General features: G+C 76.1%; 3 protein-coding genes. All 3 read left to right on the forward strand.

Translation table 11 applies throughout. The features are described 5' to 3' along the window. The first annotated feature begins 90 nt into the window (after nt 1–90). Genes sbnA through ACGFZP_RS17565 form a run of 3 tightly spaced genes read left to right on the forward strand, consistent with a single transcriptional unit; the run spans nt 91 to nt 16,897 of the window. Nucleotides 91–1,110, forward strand: coding sequence for a 2,3-diaminopropionate biosynthesis protein SbnA (sbnA, locus tag ACGFZP_RS17555; RefSeq protein WP_392933413.1), 1,020 nt, complete (start codon nt 91–93; stop codon nt 1,108–1,110). Beyond that, a complete protein-coding gene (locus tag ACGFZP_RS17560; RefSeq protein WP_392933416.1) occupies nt 1,110–16,085 on the forward strand; it encodes an amino acid adenylation domain-containing protein in 14,976 nt (4,991 codons plus the stop codon). Before sbnA ends, ACGFZP_RS17560 begins: the two co-directional genes overlap by 1 nt. Next, complete coding sequence (locus tag ACGFZP_RS17565; protein WP_392933418.1) at nt 16,079–16,897, forward strand: ABC transporter permease; 819 nt, start codon at nt 16,079–16,081, stop codon at nt 16,895–16,897. Before ACGFZP_RS17560 ends, ACGFZP_RS17565 begins: the two co-directional genes overlap by 7 nt. Nucleotide 16,898: the final 1 nt, after the last annotated feature.

A 16,898-nucleotide genomic window follows, 5' to 3' on the forward strand; every position in this document is an offset into this window, starting at 1 on the left:
CGGCGCCCCGCGCCCGCCCCGCACCAGCTCGGACCACATCGGACCAATTCGGCACCCGCTACCGCGTCATGACCGGGTGGGAGTAGACGCATGCCAGTGATCACGACACCGCAGGAGTTCGACGTGGAGGACCTCTACGTCGACCTCCGCCCGGTCCTCGGCCGCCCGCTGTACCTCAAGTGCGAAGGGTTCAACTTCGCCGGCTCGGTGAAACTGCGGGCCGCGAGCGAGATGGTGGACGCGGCCGAGCGGTCCGGAACGCTGCGGCCGGGGATGACCATCGTGGAGAGCTCCTCCGGCAACCTCGGCGTGGCCCTCAGCCTGGTCGCCGTCAGCCGGGGCCTGCGCTTCGTCTGCGTCACCGACTCGCGCTGCACCGCCGCCTCCCGGCGGCTGATGAGCTCCCTCGGAGCCGAGGTCCAGGTGGTGACCGAGGCCCACCCTGACCGCGGCCTGCTCGGCGCCCGGCTCGACCGGGTGGCCGACCTCTGCGCCGCGCACCCCGACTACCACTGGCTCAACCAGTACGCCAACCCCGGCAACTGGACGGCGCACTACCGCACCACCGGCCCGCAGATCGCCAAGGCCTTCCCCGACCTCGACGTGCTCTTCGTCGGCGCCGGCACCACCGGCACCCTGATGGGCTGCGCCCGGTTCCTCCGGGAGAACAACCCCGGCGTGACGATCGTCGCGGTGGACGCGGCCGGCTCGGTCACCTTCGGCGGCCCGCCCGGCACCCGGATGATCCCGGGCGTCGGCACCAGCGTGCGCCCGGCCATCCTCGACGACTCCTACGTGGACGACGTCGTGCTGGTGTCCGAGGCCGACACCGTCCGGGCCTGCCGCGGCCTGCTGCGCGGCGGGTTCCTGCTCGGCGGCTCGACCGGGACGGTGGTCAGCGGCGCCGCCCGCTGGCTCGACGAGCACCGGCCGGACGGCGGCCTCACCGCCGTCGCCATCGCCCCCGACCTCGGCGAGCGGTACCTGGAGACCGTCTACCACGACGGCTGGGTGCGCGAGCACCTCGGCGCCGAGGCCCTGGGCGCCGAGGCCCTGGGCGCGCGTCCCGTCCCGCTCGGCCCGACCACCATCTCCACCTGGAGCCTGTGATGACCTCAGACCCGCGTACCGCCCTGCCGCTCAGCGCGGGCCAGCTGGAGATCTGGCTCGACGCGAAGGACTCCGCGGGGAGCAACGCCTACAACTCGGCCGGGTACCTGGACCTCCGCGGCCCGCTCGACCGCGGGCGGCTGCGGGGAGCGCTCCACCGGCTGGTCACCGAGGCCGAATGCCTGCGCGCCCGCTTCGCCGAGACCGACGGCGAGCCGCGCCAGTACCTGGAGGATCTCACCGAACTCCCGCTCTCCGAACCGGACTTCAGTGCCGACCCGGATCCGGGCGCGGCTGCCGACGGCTGGCTGCGGGCCGATCTGGCCGAGCCCTTCGACCTCGCCGCCGGACCGCTGTTCCGGCTCGGCGCCCTCACCCTGGCCGAGGACCGCACGCTGCTCTACCTCTGCGTCCACCACCTGCTCTGCGACGGCTTCAGCCAGACCGTCCTGTGGCGCCGCCTCGCCGAGCTGTACGCCGAGCCGGTCACGGAGGGCGAGGCGGCGGAGGGCGCGGCCACCGCCGGGGCCCTGCCCCCGCTGGCCGGCCTGCTCGCCGCCGAGGCCGAGTACGCCGCCTCCCCGCACGCCCGCAAGGACGCCGCGTTCTGGCAGCGCCGGTTCCCCGAGCCGCCCGAACTGCTCAGCCTCTCCCGCCGCCGCCCGACCGGCACCGCCCCGCAGGGCTTCCTGCGCCGGACGGCCGCCCTCACCCCGGCCGCCGCCGCCCACCTGCGCACCGCCGCCGCCCGCGCCGACGTCACCTGGCCCACCGCGGTGCTGGCCGCCGTCGCCGTCTACACCCAGCGGATGACCGGCGCCGAGGACGTCCTGCTGACCTTGCCCGCCACCGCCCGGCTCACCGCCGGGCAGCGGGCCGTCCCCGGGATGATGGCCAACTACCTGCCGCTGCGCGTCCCCGTCCGCCCCGCCCTGACCAGGGACGGCCTGCTCCGGGAGACCTCCCGCGAGCTGGCGCAGGCGCTGCGCCACCAGCGCCGCCGGGTCAGCGCCGTCCGCCGCGACCTCGGGCTGCGCAGCGACGACCGCCGCCCGTTCGGACCCTTCGTCAACCTGCTCCCGCAGCAGACCGAACTGGCCGTCGGCCCCTGCACCGCCCGGGTGGTCAACCTCTCCACCGGTCTGATCGACGACCTGATGGTCACCGTGCTGGAGCGGCCCGACACCGGCATCGAGCTGCACCTCAACGGCAACCCCGACCTGTGGACCGGCCCCGAGATCGACGCCCACCTGGCCCGGCTCACCCGCTTCACCGAACAGTTCGCCGCCGCCGACGGCGCCCGGCCGATCGGCGCCCTGGAGACGGCCGCGGAGGAGCACACGGCCTGGCTGCGCGCGGGGGCCGGGCCCGAGCGCCCGGCCGGCTTCGACTGCGTGGTCAGCCGGATCCGCGCGCTCGCCGCCGAGCGGCCCGACGCGGTCGCGGTCACCGACGACACCGGGGCGACCGGCTACGCCGAGCTGGCCCGCCGCTCCGGCGCGCTCTCCCGCCGCCTGGAGCACGACGGTCCGGCCGGCGGGCCGGTCGGTGGTCTGGTCGGTGTGCTGGCCGCCCCCGGCAGCGGCTTCCTGACCGCCGTCCTCGGCGTCCTCGGCGCGGGCGGCGCCTACGTCCCGCTCGACGTGCACGCCCCGCTCGCCCGGACGGCCGCCCTGCTCGCCGACAACGGCATCCCCACCCTGGTCACCGACCGGGAGCACCGGGCCGCCGCCGAACAGGCCGCCGCCGGCCGACCGGTGCGGATCGTCGTCCTCGACGACACCGACGACCCGGCGGGCGACCCGGCGGACGACCCGGCGGAGGCCCCGGTGGAGGACCTCGCCCCGCCGGCCGGCACCCCGCAGGACCTCGCCTACGTGATCTTCACCTCCGGCTCCACCGGACGGCCCAAGGGCGCCATGGTGCACCGCGCCGGCCTGGTCAACCACCTGCTCGCCAAGGCGGACGACCTCGCACTCACCCGGCACGACGTCATCGTCCAGAACGCGCCCGTCACCTTCGACATCTCCGTCTGGCAACTGCTCGCCCCGCTCGTCACCGGCGGCAGCGTCCGGATCGTCGGCCGGGACACCGCCGCCGACCCCGAACGGCTCTTCGCCCTCGCCGCCGCCGAGGGCGTCACCGTGCTGGAGCTCGTCCCCTCCCTGCTGCGCGCCGCCCTCGACACCTGGGACCTCACCGGCGCCGCCCCCGAACTGCCCGCGCTGCGCCACCTGGTGGCCACCGGCGAGGCGCTGCCCGCCGACCTCTGCCGCCGCTGGTCGGCGCGCTACCCGAGGATCGGACTGGTCAACGCCTACGGGCCGACCGAGTGCTCGGACGACGTCACCCACGCCCACCTCGGCCCCGGCACGGTGGCGCCCGACGGCCCGGTGCCGATCGGCCTCCCCGTCCGCAACACCCGGCTCCACGTGCTCGGCGACGACCTGCGCCCGGTGCCGCCCGGCGTGGCCGGCGAACTGTACGTGGCCGGCCACGGCGTCGGCCGGGGCTACCTCGGCGACCCGGCCAGGACCGCCGCCGCCTTTCCCGCCGACCCGTACGGACCGGCCGGCACCCGGATGTACCGCACCGGCGACCGGGTCGTCCGCGGCGAGGACGGGCGGCTGGTCTTCCTGGACCGCCGGGACCACCAGGTCAAGGTCCGCGGCCACCGGATCGAACCGGGCGAGATCGAGGCGGCGCTGCGCGCCCTCCCGTCCCTCGCCGACGCCGCCGTCATCGCCGACACCGACCCCGCCGGGCGCACCCGGCTGATCGGCTACTGCGTGCCCCGCGCGGGCGCCGCCCCGGACACCGCGGGGCTGCGCGCCGAGCTGGCCGCCGTCCTGCCCGACCACCTCGTCCCGCAGAGCCTCCTCGTCCTCGACGCGCTGCCGCGCACCGCCCACGGCAAACTCGACCGGCGCGCCCTGCCCGCCCCCGCGACCGCCCCCGCCGAGGCCCGCGGCACCGCCCGCACCCGCGCCGAGGAGATCGTCTGCGCCGTCTTCGCCGAGGTGCTCGGCGTCCGGGCCGTCGGTGTCCACGACGGCTTCTTCGAACTCGGCGGCGACAGCATCAGCGCCATCCAGGCCGTCGGCCACGCCCGCCGGGCCGGCCTGCTGCTCACCCCCCTGCAGATCCGCCGGCACCGCACACCCGCCGCCATCGCCGCGGTCGCCGCCTTCACCGCGGCCGCCCGGTCGGAACCGGTACCGGAGCCGGACGAGACCGGCGAGATCGAGCTGCTCCCGATCGCCCACCAGCTGCGCGAGGACCTCGGCACGCTGGACGGACGCACCCGCGAGTACAGCCAGTACGTGGTGCTCACCACCCCCGCCGGCCTCGACCCCGAGCGGCTGGCCGACGCCACCGCCACCCTGCTCGACCACCACGCCGTGCTGCGCTCACGCCTGACCGTGGTCGCCGAAGGCCTCTGGACGTTGGAGGCGCTGCCCCGCGGAGCCGTCCCCGCCGCCGCCGTGCTGCACCGCGTCGACGTGTCCGCCACCGCCGACGACCCGGCGGCGCTGGCCGCCGCCGTCGAGGACCAGCTCGACGCGGCCCGCCGCGGCCTCGCCCCCGAGGACGGCGTGATGACCAGGCTCGTCCTGCTCGACGCCGGCCCAGGCCGCCGCGGCCGCCTGGTCTGGGTCGTCCACCACCTCTGCGTGGACGGCGTCTCCTGGCGCATCCTCACCGCCGACCTCGCCGCCGCCTGCGCCGGCCGCGCCCCCGACCCGGTCGGCACCTCCTACCGCCGCTGGTCCCGCCTGCTCGACGAGAACGCCCGCAGCACCGAGCGGGTCCGCGAGTACCCGCTCTGGGCCGCGCAGTCGGCCCCCGACGCCCCGCCGCTCGGCACCCGCCCGCTCGACCCCGCCCGCGACGTGTACGGCACCGCGCACCGGCTGCGCCTGGAACTGCCCGCCGACACCACGGCCGCGCTGCTCGCCTGCGCCGAACAGGCCTACGGCGGCGGGATCAACGACCTGCTGCTCACCGCCCTCGCCGTCGCCGTCGCCGACCGGCGGCACGGGCGCGACACCGGCCCCGCCGCCCCCGCCGCCGACCCCACGGCCGTCCGCGTCGAACTGGAGGGCCACGGCCGCGAGCAGTTCACCGAGGAGGCCGAACTCTCCCGCACCGTCGGCTGGTTCACCAGCGTCTACCCCGTCCGGCTGCCGCTCGCCGAGGCCGACCGGGCCGCCTTCCACGACGCCGGCGAGGCCGTCGGCACCGCCCTGCGCGCGGTCCGCGGACAGCTCGGCCGGCTGCCCGACCACGGGCTCGGCCACGGCCTGCTGCGCCACCTCAACCCGCAGACCCTGGCCGGCCTCGCCCGGGCCGGCGTACCCGAACTCGGCTTCAACTACCTCGGCCGCTTCCCGGCCGGCGGGACCGACCGGGACTGGGCGCTCGACACCCGCCACGGCGTGGTCGGCACCGGCGTCCACCCGGACATGCCGCTGCGCCACGTGCTCGCCGCCACCCCGGTGACCGAGGACCGGCCGGACGGGCCGCGGCTCGTCGCCGACTGGCTCTGGGCGCCCGGGGTGCTCGCCGACGAGGACGCCGAGGCCATCGCCCACGGCTGGTTCCGCGCACTGGAGGCCCTGGTCGCGCACGCCGCGACGCTCGGCCCGAAGCCGCCCGAGCCGCTCGCCCTCTCCCCGCTCCAGCAGGGCCTGCTGTTCCAGGCCGAACTCGACCGCCAGGGTGTGGACTCCTCCCTGCTGCAGGCCGCCCTCGACATCGAGGGCCCGCTCGACACGGGCGCCCTGCGCGCGGCCGCCGCCGCCCTGATCGCCCGCCACGACGGCCTGCGGGTGCACTTCCCCGCCCGCCCCGGGGAGCGGCCCCACCAGCTGGTCGCCCTCCAGGCGCCGCTGCCCTGGACGGAGACCGACCTCAGAGGCCTGCCCGACGAGGCCGCCCGGCAGGCCGAGGCCGAGCGGCTCACCGACGCCGACTGGGCCCGCGGCTTCGACCTCGCCCAGCCGCCGCTGCTGCGCTTCACCCTGCTCCGCCTCGCCGACGACCAGGTCCGCCTGCTCTGGACCGTGCACCACCTGCTCGCCGACGGCTGGTCGATGAGCGTCCTGGCCCGGGAGCTGTTCACCCTCTACGCGGCCGGCGCCGATCCGGCGGCGCTGCCCGAACCCCCCTCCTACCGCGCCTACTTCTCCTGGCTGGCCGCCCAGGACACCGAGGCCGCGCGGGCCGCCTGGCGGACGGCGCTCGCCGGACTGGCCGGGCCGACCATGCTGGCCCGGGCCGACCACCGCGACGACCCCCGCCCGCCCGAGACGGTCGAGCGGGAGCTGCCCGAGGAGCTCACCGAGCGGCTCACCGGCTGGGCCCGCTCCCGGCACCTCACCCTCAACACCGTGCTGCAGGGCTGCTGGGCCCTGCTGCTCGGCCGGCTCACCGGCGCCACCGACGTGGTGTTCGGCGCGGTCCACTCCGTGCGGCCCCCCGAACTGCCCGGCATCGACGAGCTCGTCGGCCTCTTCCTCACCATGCTGCCGGTGCGCGTCACCCTCGATCCGGCCGAGCCGGTCGCCGACCTGTTCCAGCGGATCGACGAGCAGCAGAGCGCCCTGCTGGACCACCGGCACCTGGGCCTCGCCGAGGTGCAGCGGCTCGCCGGCTCCGGCGACCTCTTCGACACCGTGCTCAGCTACCAGAACCAGCCCCGGGCCGACCTGGCCGGCCTCGGCGCGATCGTCCCCGAGCTGCGCCTGGGCAACGGCCGGACCAGGCTCGCCGGCGAGCGCGGCCTCGCCGTCCTGGTGTACCCGGGCCGCCGGCTGGCCCTCAGCGCCGAGTACCGGCCCGCCGCCCACCGGCGCCCCGACGTCGAGCGGCTCCTGGACGCCCTGGTCGACCTGGTCGAGACCGTCCTGGACCGGCCCGGACAGCCCGTCGGGCGACTGGACCCGGCGGCCGACCGGGAGCGGCGGCTGATCCTCGGCCGCTGGGCCGGGCAGGCCGACCCCGCCCCGCGGACCGTCGTCCCCGCGCTCTTCGAGGCCCGGGTCGCCGAGGCCCCGGACGCCGTCGCGGTGATCGCCGAGGACGACACCGCCACCACCTACCGCGCCCTGGACGAGCGCGCCAACCGCCTCGCCCACACGCTGATGCCGCTGGGCGTCGGCCCCGAGCGGATCGTCGCGCTCGCCCTCCCCGACCCGGTCGAGATGACCGCCGCCGTCCTCGCCGTGCTCAAGACCGGCGCCGCCTACCTGCCGATCGACCCCAAGTACCCGGCCGACCGGATCGACTTCATGCTCGCCGACAGCCGGCCCGCCGTCCTGGTCACCACCGCCGACCTGGCGCCCCGGCTCGCGGCGGGCGGCTGCACCACCGTCCTGCTGGACGACCCGGGGACGGCGGCCGCCCTGCGGTCCGCCCCCGGGCACGCCCCCCGCGACGCCGACCGGACCACCGCGCTGCGGCCCCGGCACCCCGCGTACGTCATCTACACCTCCGGCTCCACCGGCCGCCCCAAGGGCGTCACCGTCGACCACTGCGGCTTCGCCGCCATGGTCGCCAGCCTGATCGAACGGTTCGGCGTCGGCGCGGACACCCGGGTGCTCAAGTTCGCCTCGTTCAGCTTCGACGCCTCGGTGTGGGAGCTCAGCCTCTCGCTGCTCGGCGGCGGCACCCTCGTCGTCGCCGGCGAGGACTGCCGGGTCCCCGGCCGGCCGCTGGTCGACCTGCTGCACCGCCATCGGGTCAACCTCGCCGGACTGCCCCCGGTGGTGGCCGCCGCGCTCCCCGAGGGCACCCGGCTGCCCGCCGACCTGACCATGGTCGTGGCCGGCGAGGCCTGCCCGCCGCACGTGGTCGCGCGCTGGTCCGGGCAGCTGCGGATGTTCAACGGCTACGGCCCGACCGAGGCCGTCCTCGCCTCCACCGTCAGCGAGCGGCTGAACGGCTCCCCGGGCCGGCCGCCGATCGGCCGGCCGACCCGGGCCCACCGCGTCTACGTCCTGGACGCGGCGCTGCGGCCCGTCCCCGCCGGGGTGGTCGGCGAGCTCTACGTCGGCGGCAACCTGGCCCGCGGCTACCTGGACCGGCCCGGCCTGACCGCCGGCCGCTTCGTCGCCGACCCCTTCGGCCCGGCCGGCGAGCGGATGTACCGCACCGGCGACCTCGCGAGCTGGCTCCCTGACGGTCAGCTCGACTACGCCGGGCGCGCCGACGACCAGGTCCAGCTGCGGGGCTTCCGGATCGAGCTCGGCGAGATCGAGGCCGCGCTCACCGCCCGTCCCGAGGTCGCCCAGGCCGCCGTCGTCGTACGCGGCGGCGGCAGCGACGGCACCAGCGACGTCGGCGGCCCGGGCTCCGGCGAGGGTGAGGAACGGCTGGTCGGCTATGTGGTGACCAGCGCGCCCGGTGAGGCCGACCTGCGGGCGCTGCGCGCGGAACTCGCCGCCGCCCTGCCCGAGTACATGGTCCCCGCCGCCCTGGTGGCACTCGACGAACTCCCGCTCACCCCGCAGGGCAAACTGGACCGCAAGGCCCTGCCCGACCCGCAGTCCGCCCCCGCCCTGGCCGGCCGCGGCCCGCGCAACCCCGTCGAGGAGATCCTCTGCGCGATCTTCGCCGATGTGCTCGGCACGGCCGAGGTCGGCATCGACGAGGACTTCTTCACCATCGGCGGCCACTCGCTGCTGGCCACCCAGGTGATCAGCCGGGCCCGCACCGCGCTCGGCACCGAACTGCCGATCCGGATGTTCTTCGAACAGCGCACCGTCGCCGGCGTCGCCCAGCAGCTCACCACCGGCGGCGACGTCCGCCCCGCGCTGCTGCCCGCCAAACGGCCCGAACGGCTGCCGCTCTCCTTCGCCCAGCTGCGGCACTGGTTCCTCAACCGGCTGGACGTGGGGAGCGCCGCCTACAACGTGGCCTTCGCCGTCCGGTTGGCCGGTCCGTTGGACGCGGGGGCGCTGGGGGCGGCGGTGGCCGATCTGGCCGGCCGGCACGAGAGCCTGCGGACCGTCTTCCCCGAGGCCGACGGCGAACCCTGCCAGCAGGTGCTGGACGCGGCGCCCGAACTGGAGGTCCGCCAGGTCACCGCCCAGGAGCTGGCCGCGGCCACCGCCGAAGAGGCCGGGCGGGGCTTCGACCTCGGTACCGAACTACCGCTGCGGGCCGTGCTGTTCCGGATCGGCCCCGCCGAGCACCTGCTCCAGTTGGTGGTCCACCACATCGCCTGGGACGGCTGGTCCGTCGCCCCGCTGACCCGGGATCTGTCGCGGGCGTATGCGGCGCGGGTGGCGGGGGCGCCGCCGCAGTGGGACGAACTGCCGGTGCAGTATGCGGACTATGCGCTGTGGCAGCGGGAGCTGCTCGGTGACGAGCGGGTGGAGGGTTCGCTGGGGGCGCGGCAGTTGGCGTACTGGCGGGAGCAGTTGGACGGTCTGCCGGAGGAGTTGGCGCTGCCGTTCGACCGTCCGCGGCCGCTGGTGGCCTCGCACCGCGGGGGGACGGTGCCGTTCCGGCTGGGGGCCGAGGCGCATGCGGGGCTGGCGTTGCTGGCCCGGGAGTCGGGTGCGTCGCTGTTCATGGTGCTGCAGGCCGGTCTGGCCGCGCTGCTGTCCCGGTTGGGGGCGGGCGAGGACATCCCGATCGGCTCACCGATCGCCGGCCGTACCGACGACGCCCTCGACGACCTCGTCGGCTGCTTCATGAACACCCTCGTGCTGCGCACCGACCTGTCCGGCGACCCGACCTTCCACACCCTGGTGGAGCGCGCCAGGGAGACCGCCCTCGCGGCCTTCGCCCACCAGGACATCCCCTTCGAGCGCCTGGTCGAGGCCGTCGACCCGGTCCGCTCGATGGGCCGCAACCCGCTCTTCCAGGTGATGCTCGTCCTCCAGAACAACGCCCGGCCGAGCCTCGACCTGCCGGGCGTGCGGCCCACCTTCGAGCCGCCCGCCGCCGACTCCGTCAAGTTCGACCTGAACGTCTTCCTGGTCGAGCAGCACGGCGCAGACGCGGCACCCGCCGGACTCGACGGCTTCCTGGAGTACAGCGCCGACGTCTTCGACCGCGCCACCGCCGAGGCGCTGGCGGAGCGCCTGGTGCGGGTGCTGGAGCAGGTGGCCCGGGAGCCGGGGACCAGGCTCGGCCGGCTGGAGGTGCTGTCCGCCGCCGAACGCCACCGGGTGCTCGACCAGTGGAACGACACCGCCGGAGGCGATCCGGACACCACCGTGCCCCGCGTCTTCGAGGCCCAGGCCGCCCGCACCCCGGACGCCGTGGCCGTCCTCGCCGGGGACACCCGCCTCAGCTACGCCGCACTCGACGCCCGCGCCAACCGGCTGGCCCGCCGGCTGATCGGCCTCGGCGCCGGCCCGGAGCGGCTGGTCGCCCTCGCCCTGCCGCGCTCGGCCGACCTGGTGGTCGCCCTGCTCGCCGTCCTCAAGGCCGGCGGCGCCTATCTGCCGCTCGACCTCGCCTACCCGGCCGAACGCCTGCGGCTGATGCTCGACGACGCCCGGCCCGTCCTGCTGCTCACCGACACCGCGACGGCCGGGCTGCTGCCGCCCGGCGAGGCGCCACGCCTGCTGCTGGACGCCCCGGAGCCCGAACCCGGCCCCACCGCCGACGCCGCCGACGACACCCCGGTGACCGACGCCGAACGGGCGGCCCCGCTGCGGCCCGACCACCCGGCCTACGTCATCTACACCTCCGGCTCCACCGGCCGCCCCAAGGGCGTCCTCGGCCTGCACCGGGCCCTGGTCAACCGGCTCACCTGGTTCGCCGAGGAGCTGCCCGGGCAGCGCACGGCGGCCGTCCTCGCCAAGTCGCCGGTCAGCGTGATCGACGGCATCACCGAACTGCTCGCCCCGCTGCTGTCCGGCGGATCGACCGTCCTGGTCGACGCCGACACGGCCCGCAGCGTGCCCGACCTGGCCGAGGCGGTGGCCCGGTACGGCATCGCCCGGCTCACCGTGGTGCCAGGCCTGCTCAACGCCCTGCTGGAGAGCGACGAGCTGCCCCGCGCGGCCGACTGCCCGGTCTGGATCTGCAGCGGCGAGCAACTGCCCCCGGCCACCGCCGAGGCCTTCCGCCGCCGCCTGCCCGCCGCCCGGCTGCTCAACTTCTACGGCGCCTCCGAGGCCGGCGCCGTCGCCACCCGCGGCGAGGTCCGCACCGGCTCCGCCGAGACCCTGATCGGCCGACCGATCTGGAACACCCGGGTGTACGTGTTGGACGGGGGGTTGCGTCCGGTGGTGCCGGGTGTGGTGGGGGAGTTGTATCTGGCGGGGGCGGGTCTGGCGCGTGGGTATGGGGGTCGTCCGGGTCTGACGGCGTCGCGGTTCGTGGCGTGTCCGTTCGGGTCGGGTGGGCGGATGTACCGGACGGGGGATCTGGTGCGGTTCACGGCGGGTGGGGAGTTGGTGTTCCTGGGGCGGGCGGACGAGCAGGTGAAGGTGCGGGGGTTCCGGGTGGAGCCTGGTGAGGTGGAGGCGGCGCTGTTGGCGCATCCGTCGGTGAGCCGGGCGGTGGTGGTGGCGCGTTCGGACGGTCCGGGCGCAGCGGCCCTGGTCGCCTACGTGGTCGGCACGGAGCCGGACCAGGCGGTCCTGCGGGAGTTCACCGCCACCCGGCTGCCCGAGTACATGGTCCCCTCCGCCGTGGTGGTGCTCGGCTCGCTGCCGCTCACCCCGAGCGGCAAGACCGACCGCCAGGCGCTGCCCGCGCCCGACTTCGCCGCCTCGGCCGGCTCGCGGGCCCCGCGCACCGCCGTCGAGGAGGCGCTCTGCGCCCTCTTCGCCGAGGTGCTGGGCCTGGACCGGGTCGGGATCGACGACGGCTTCTTCGACCTCGGCGGGCACTCCCTGCTCGCCACCAGACTGGTCAGCCGCGCCCGGGCCGCCCTCGGCACCGGCCTGGCCATCCGGGACGTCTTCGAGGCCCCGACCGTCGCCGGCCTGGCCGGCCGCCTCCACGGGGGCCCCGCCGCGCGGCCCGCCCTCGGCCCGCGCCACCGCCCGGACCGGCTGCCGCTCTCCTCTGCCCAGCTGCGGCTCTGGCTGCTCAACCGGCTGGACCGGCGCTCGGCCGCCTACAACATGGCGCTCGCCGTCCGGTTGGCCGGTCCGTTGGACGCGGGGGCGCTGGGGGCGGCGCTGGCCGATCTGGCCGGCCGGCACGAGAGCCTGCGGACCGTCTTCCCCGAGGCCGACGGCGAGCCCCACCAGCGGATCCTGGACGACCGGGCCGAGCTGCGCCACCGCGCGGTCAGCCCCGAGGCCCTCGCCGAGGCGGCCGCCGACGAGGCCGGCCGACCCTTCGACCTGTCCGTGGAGCCCCCGTTGCGGGCGGTGCTGTTCCGGACCGGACCCGATGAGCACCTGCTCCTGCTGGTGGTCCACCACATCGCCGCCGACGGCTGGTCGCTGGCCCCGCTCGCCCGGGATCTGTCGCGGGCGTATGCGGCGCGGGTGGCGGGGGCGCCGCCGCAGTGGTGCGGGTTGCCGGTGCAGTATGCGGACTATGCGCTGTGGCAGCGGGAGCTGCTCGGTGACGAGCGGGTGGAGGGTTCGCTGGGGGCGCGGCAGTTGGCGTACTGGCGGGAGCAGTTGGACGGTCTGCCGGAGGAGTTGGCGCTGCCGTTCGACCGTCCGCGGCCGCTGGTGGCCTCGCACCGCGGGGGGACGGTGCCGTTCCGGCTGGGGGCCGAGGCCCATGCGGGGCTGGCGTTGCTGGCCCGGGAGTCGGGGGCGTCGCTGTTCATGGTGCTGCAGGCCGGTCTGGCCGCGCTGCTGTCCCGGTTGGGGGCGGGCGAGGACATCCCGATCGGCTCACCGATCGCCGGCCGTACCGACGACGCCCTCGACGACCTCGTCGGCTGCTTCATGAACACCCTCGTGCTGCGCACCGACCTGTCCGGCGACCCGACCTTCCACACCCTGCTCGGCCGGGTCCGGGAGAGCGCCCTGGCCGCCTACGAGCACCAGGACATCCCCTTCGAGCGCCTGGTCGACGCCCTCGACCCGGCCCGCTCGATGGGCCGCAACCCGCTGTTCCAGGTGATGCTGACGCTGCAGAACAACGCCCCCGGCGTCCTGGACCTGCCCGGACTGGACACCCGCCCGGCGCCGCTCGGCCTGGACACCGCCAAGTTCGACCTCTCCCTCGTCGTCACCGAGCAGCTGGGCGCCGACGCCGCACCGGACGGCCTCACCGGCGCCCTGGAGTACAGCGCCGACCTCTTCGACCGCGCCACCGCCGACGCCCTGACCGCCCGGCTGGTCCGCCTGCTGGAGCAGGTGGCCCGGGAGCCGCGGACCCGGCTCGGCCGGCTGGAGGTGCTGTCCGCCGCCGAACGCCACCGGGTGCTCGACCAGTGGAACGACACCACCCGCCCCGAGCCGCCCGGCACCGTGGTCGAGGCGTTCCAGCGCACCGCCGCCCGCACCCCGGACGCGGTGGCCGTCCTCGCCGGGGACACCCGCCTCAGCTACGCCGAACTCAACACCCGCGCCAACCGGCTGGCCCGCCGGCTGACCGGCCTCGGCGCCGGCCCGGAGCGGCTGGTCGCCCTCGCCCTGCCGCGCTCCGCCGAGGCGGTGGTCGCCCTGCTCGCCGTCCTCAAGGCCGGCGCCGCCTACCTCCCGATCGACCCGGCGCTCCCAGCCGAGCGGATCCGGCTGATGCTCGACGACGCCCGGCCCGCCCTGCTGCTCACCGACCGCACCACCGCCCCGGCCCTGCCCGACACCGGCGTCCCCCGGGTCGACCTGGCCGAGGCCGCAGCGGCCGCCGCCGCCCTCGACGGCACGGACCGGACGGCGCCGCCGAGGCCCGGCCACCCCGCGTACACGCTCTACACCTCCGGCTCCACCGGGCGCCCCAAGGGCGTGGTGGTCGAGCACCGGGCGCTGCTGAACCTGCTGCTCGCGATGGCCGAGCGCGTCCCGCTCGGCCCGGCCGACCGGCTGCTCGCCGTCACCACCTGGTCCTTCGACATCGCCGGCCTGGAGATCCACCTGCCGCTCCTGGCGGGCGCCGGCCTGGTCGTCGCACCGGACGGCGCCGCCCTGGACCAGCCGGCGATGGCCGCGGCCGTCGCCCGCCACCGGGTCACGGTGATGCAGGCGACCCCGGCGCTCTGGCAGGAACTGCTGCTGCACGCCCCCGAGGCATTGCGCGGCCTGCGGGTCCTGGTCGGCGGCGAGGCACTGCCGGACACCCTCGCCGCCGGGCTGCTGGCCGCCGCCCGCGAGGTCACCAACCTCTACGGCCCCACCGAGACCACCATCTGGTCGACGGCGGCCACCCTCGCCGCGGGCCGCCCCGTCACGCTGGGCCGGCCGATCCGCAACACCCGGGTGTATGTGCTGGACGGGGGGTTGCGTCCGGTGGTGCCGGGTGTGGTGGGGGAGTTGTATCTGGCGGGGGCGGGTCTGGCGCGTGGGTATGGGGGTCGTCCGGGTCTGACGGCGTCGCGGTTCGTGGCGTGTCCGTTCGGGTCGGGTGGGCGGATGTACCGGACGGGGGATCTGGTGCGGTTCACGGCGGGTGGGGAGTTGGTGTTCCTGGGGCGGGCGGACGAGCAGGTGAAGGTGCGGGGGTTCCGGGTGGAGCCTGGTGAGGTGGAGGCGGCGCTGTTGGCGCATCCGTCGGTGAGCCGGGCGGTGGTGGTGGCGCGTTCGGACGGTCCGGGCGCAGCGGCCCTGGCCGCCTACGTGGTAGGCGCCGACGACGGGCTGCGCGAGTACCTCGCCGCCCGGCTGCCCGCCTCCCACGTCCCCGCCGCCGTCGTCGTCCTGGACGCCCTCCCGCTCACCCCGAGCGGCAAGGTCGACCGCCGCGCCCTGCCCGCGCCCGACTTCGCGGCCTCGGCCGAATCGCGGGCCCCGCGCACCGCCGTCGAGGAGACGCTCTGCGCCCTCTTCGCCGAGGTGCTGGGCCTGGCACGGGTCGGCATCGACGACGGCTTCTTCGACCTCGGCGGCCACTCCCTGCTCGCCGTCCGGCTGGCCGGCCGCGCCCAGGCGGCGGGCCTGCACCTGGACGTCGCCGACATCGTCCTGCACCGCAGCGTCGCCGAACTGGCCGGCCGCGCCCGCCCGGTGCGACACCCGCAGGCCCGGGCCCTCGACCCCTTCGCGACCGTCCTCCCGATCCGCCCGGACGGCGACGCACCACCCCTGTTCCTGGTGCACAGCGGGCTCGGCTTCAGCCTCCCCTACCTCGGGCTGGCCCGGCACCTCGACCCCCGCTACCCGCTCTACGGCCTCCAGTCACCCGCCCTCGACGGCTCCGCACCCCCGCCCACCGACCTCCGCGAGGCCGCCGCCGACCACGTCGGACGCATCCGGCGGCTGCGCCCGCACGGCCCGTACCGGCTGCTCGGCTGGTCCTACGGCGGTGTGCTCGCCCACGAGATCGCCGTCCGGCTCCAGGCGGCCGGCGAACGGGTCGACTACCTCGCCGACCTCGACGGCTACCCCGGCCGGACCGGCCGCGACGCGGACCCGGGCGACGACCGGGAGCTGCTGCTCCGCGCCCTGGAGGCGCTCGGCCGCAGCCGCTCCGAGTTCACCGGACTGGACGTCACCCCCGCCCGGCTGCTCACCGTGCTGCGCCGCGAGGACAGCCCGCTGGCCGGGCTGGACGAGCCCGGCGTCCTTCGCCTGCTGCGGCTCTCCCGCGCCCACGGCGGGCTGATGGAACGCTTCACCCCCGGCCGGTTCCGGGGCGATCTGCACCTGTTCGCCGCCACCGAGGAGTGGACGGCCGACGAACTCGCCGAGCAGCACCACCGCTGGACCGGGCACGTGACCGGCGACGTCCGGCTCCACCGGATCGCCTGCGGCCACGAGTACCTGATGCACCCCGGCCCGCAGGCCGCCGTCGGGCGGGCCGTCCAGAGCGAACTGGCCCGCCTCGACGGCCCCGCCGGCCGCCCGCGCGACGCCCGGAACGGAGACCGCCCGTGGTGACCCTCACCGACATCCGCCGGCCCGCACCCCCGCTGGCCCTGCTCACCGAGTCCCTCGCGGTCGCCGGCCGCCGGCTGCGCCGCCTGCGCCGGGGTCCCGGCCGCCTGATCGGCATCGTGATGAACCCGCTGATCTCGATGATCGTCCTCGGCTACCTCTTCCAGGGCTCGCTCTCGATCTCCGGCCAGGGCAGCTACCAGGAGTACATCTTCGCCGGCGTCGCGGTGCAGACCGGCCTGGCCGGGATCGGCCCGACGGCGGTGGCGATCGCCATGGACCTGCGCGGCGGACTGGTCGACCGGTTCCGCTCGATGCCGATCTCCCGCTCCGCCGTGCTCGCCGGCCACACCCTCGGCGACCTGGTCGTCGCACTGGTCGGCCTCGCCGTGGTCACCGCGTTCGCCCTGCTCTTCGGCTGGCGCCCGCACACCGACGCGCTGGGCCTCGCCGCGGGCCTGGCCGTGCTCACCGCCTTCATGTACGCGATGCTCTGGGTCGGCGTGGCGCTGGGGATGTTCTCGCGCAACCTGGAGACCATCAACGTCTTCGCCGGGCTGGTCACCGTCCTGCTCACCTTCCTCTCCAACGCCTTCCAGTCCGTCGACCGCCTCCCGCCCTGGCTGCGGCCGGTGGCCGAGTGGAACCCGGTCAGCGCCGTGGTGACGGCGCTGCGACGGCTCTGGGGAAACCCGGTGACCGCCGCCGGTGGCTCCGCCCGGCACGAGACGCTCACCATCGCCGTCTCGCTGGGCGCCGTCCTCGCCCTCACCGTCCTGCTCAGCCTGCGCCGTTACCGGAGCGCCGCCTCCTGAC

The organism is Kitasatospora sp. NPDC048239, assembly GCF_043202015.1.
Lineage (GTDB): Bacteria > Actinomycetota > Actinomycetes > Streptomycetales > Streptomycetaceae > Kitasatospora.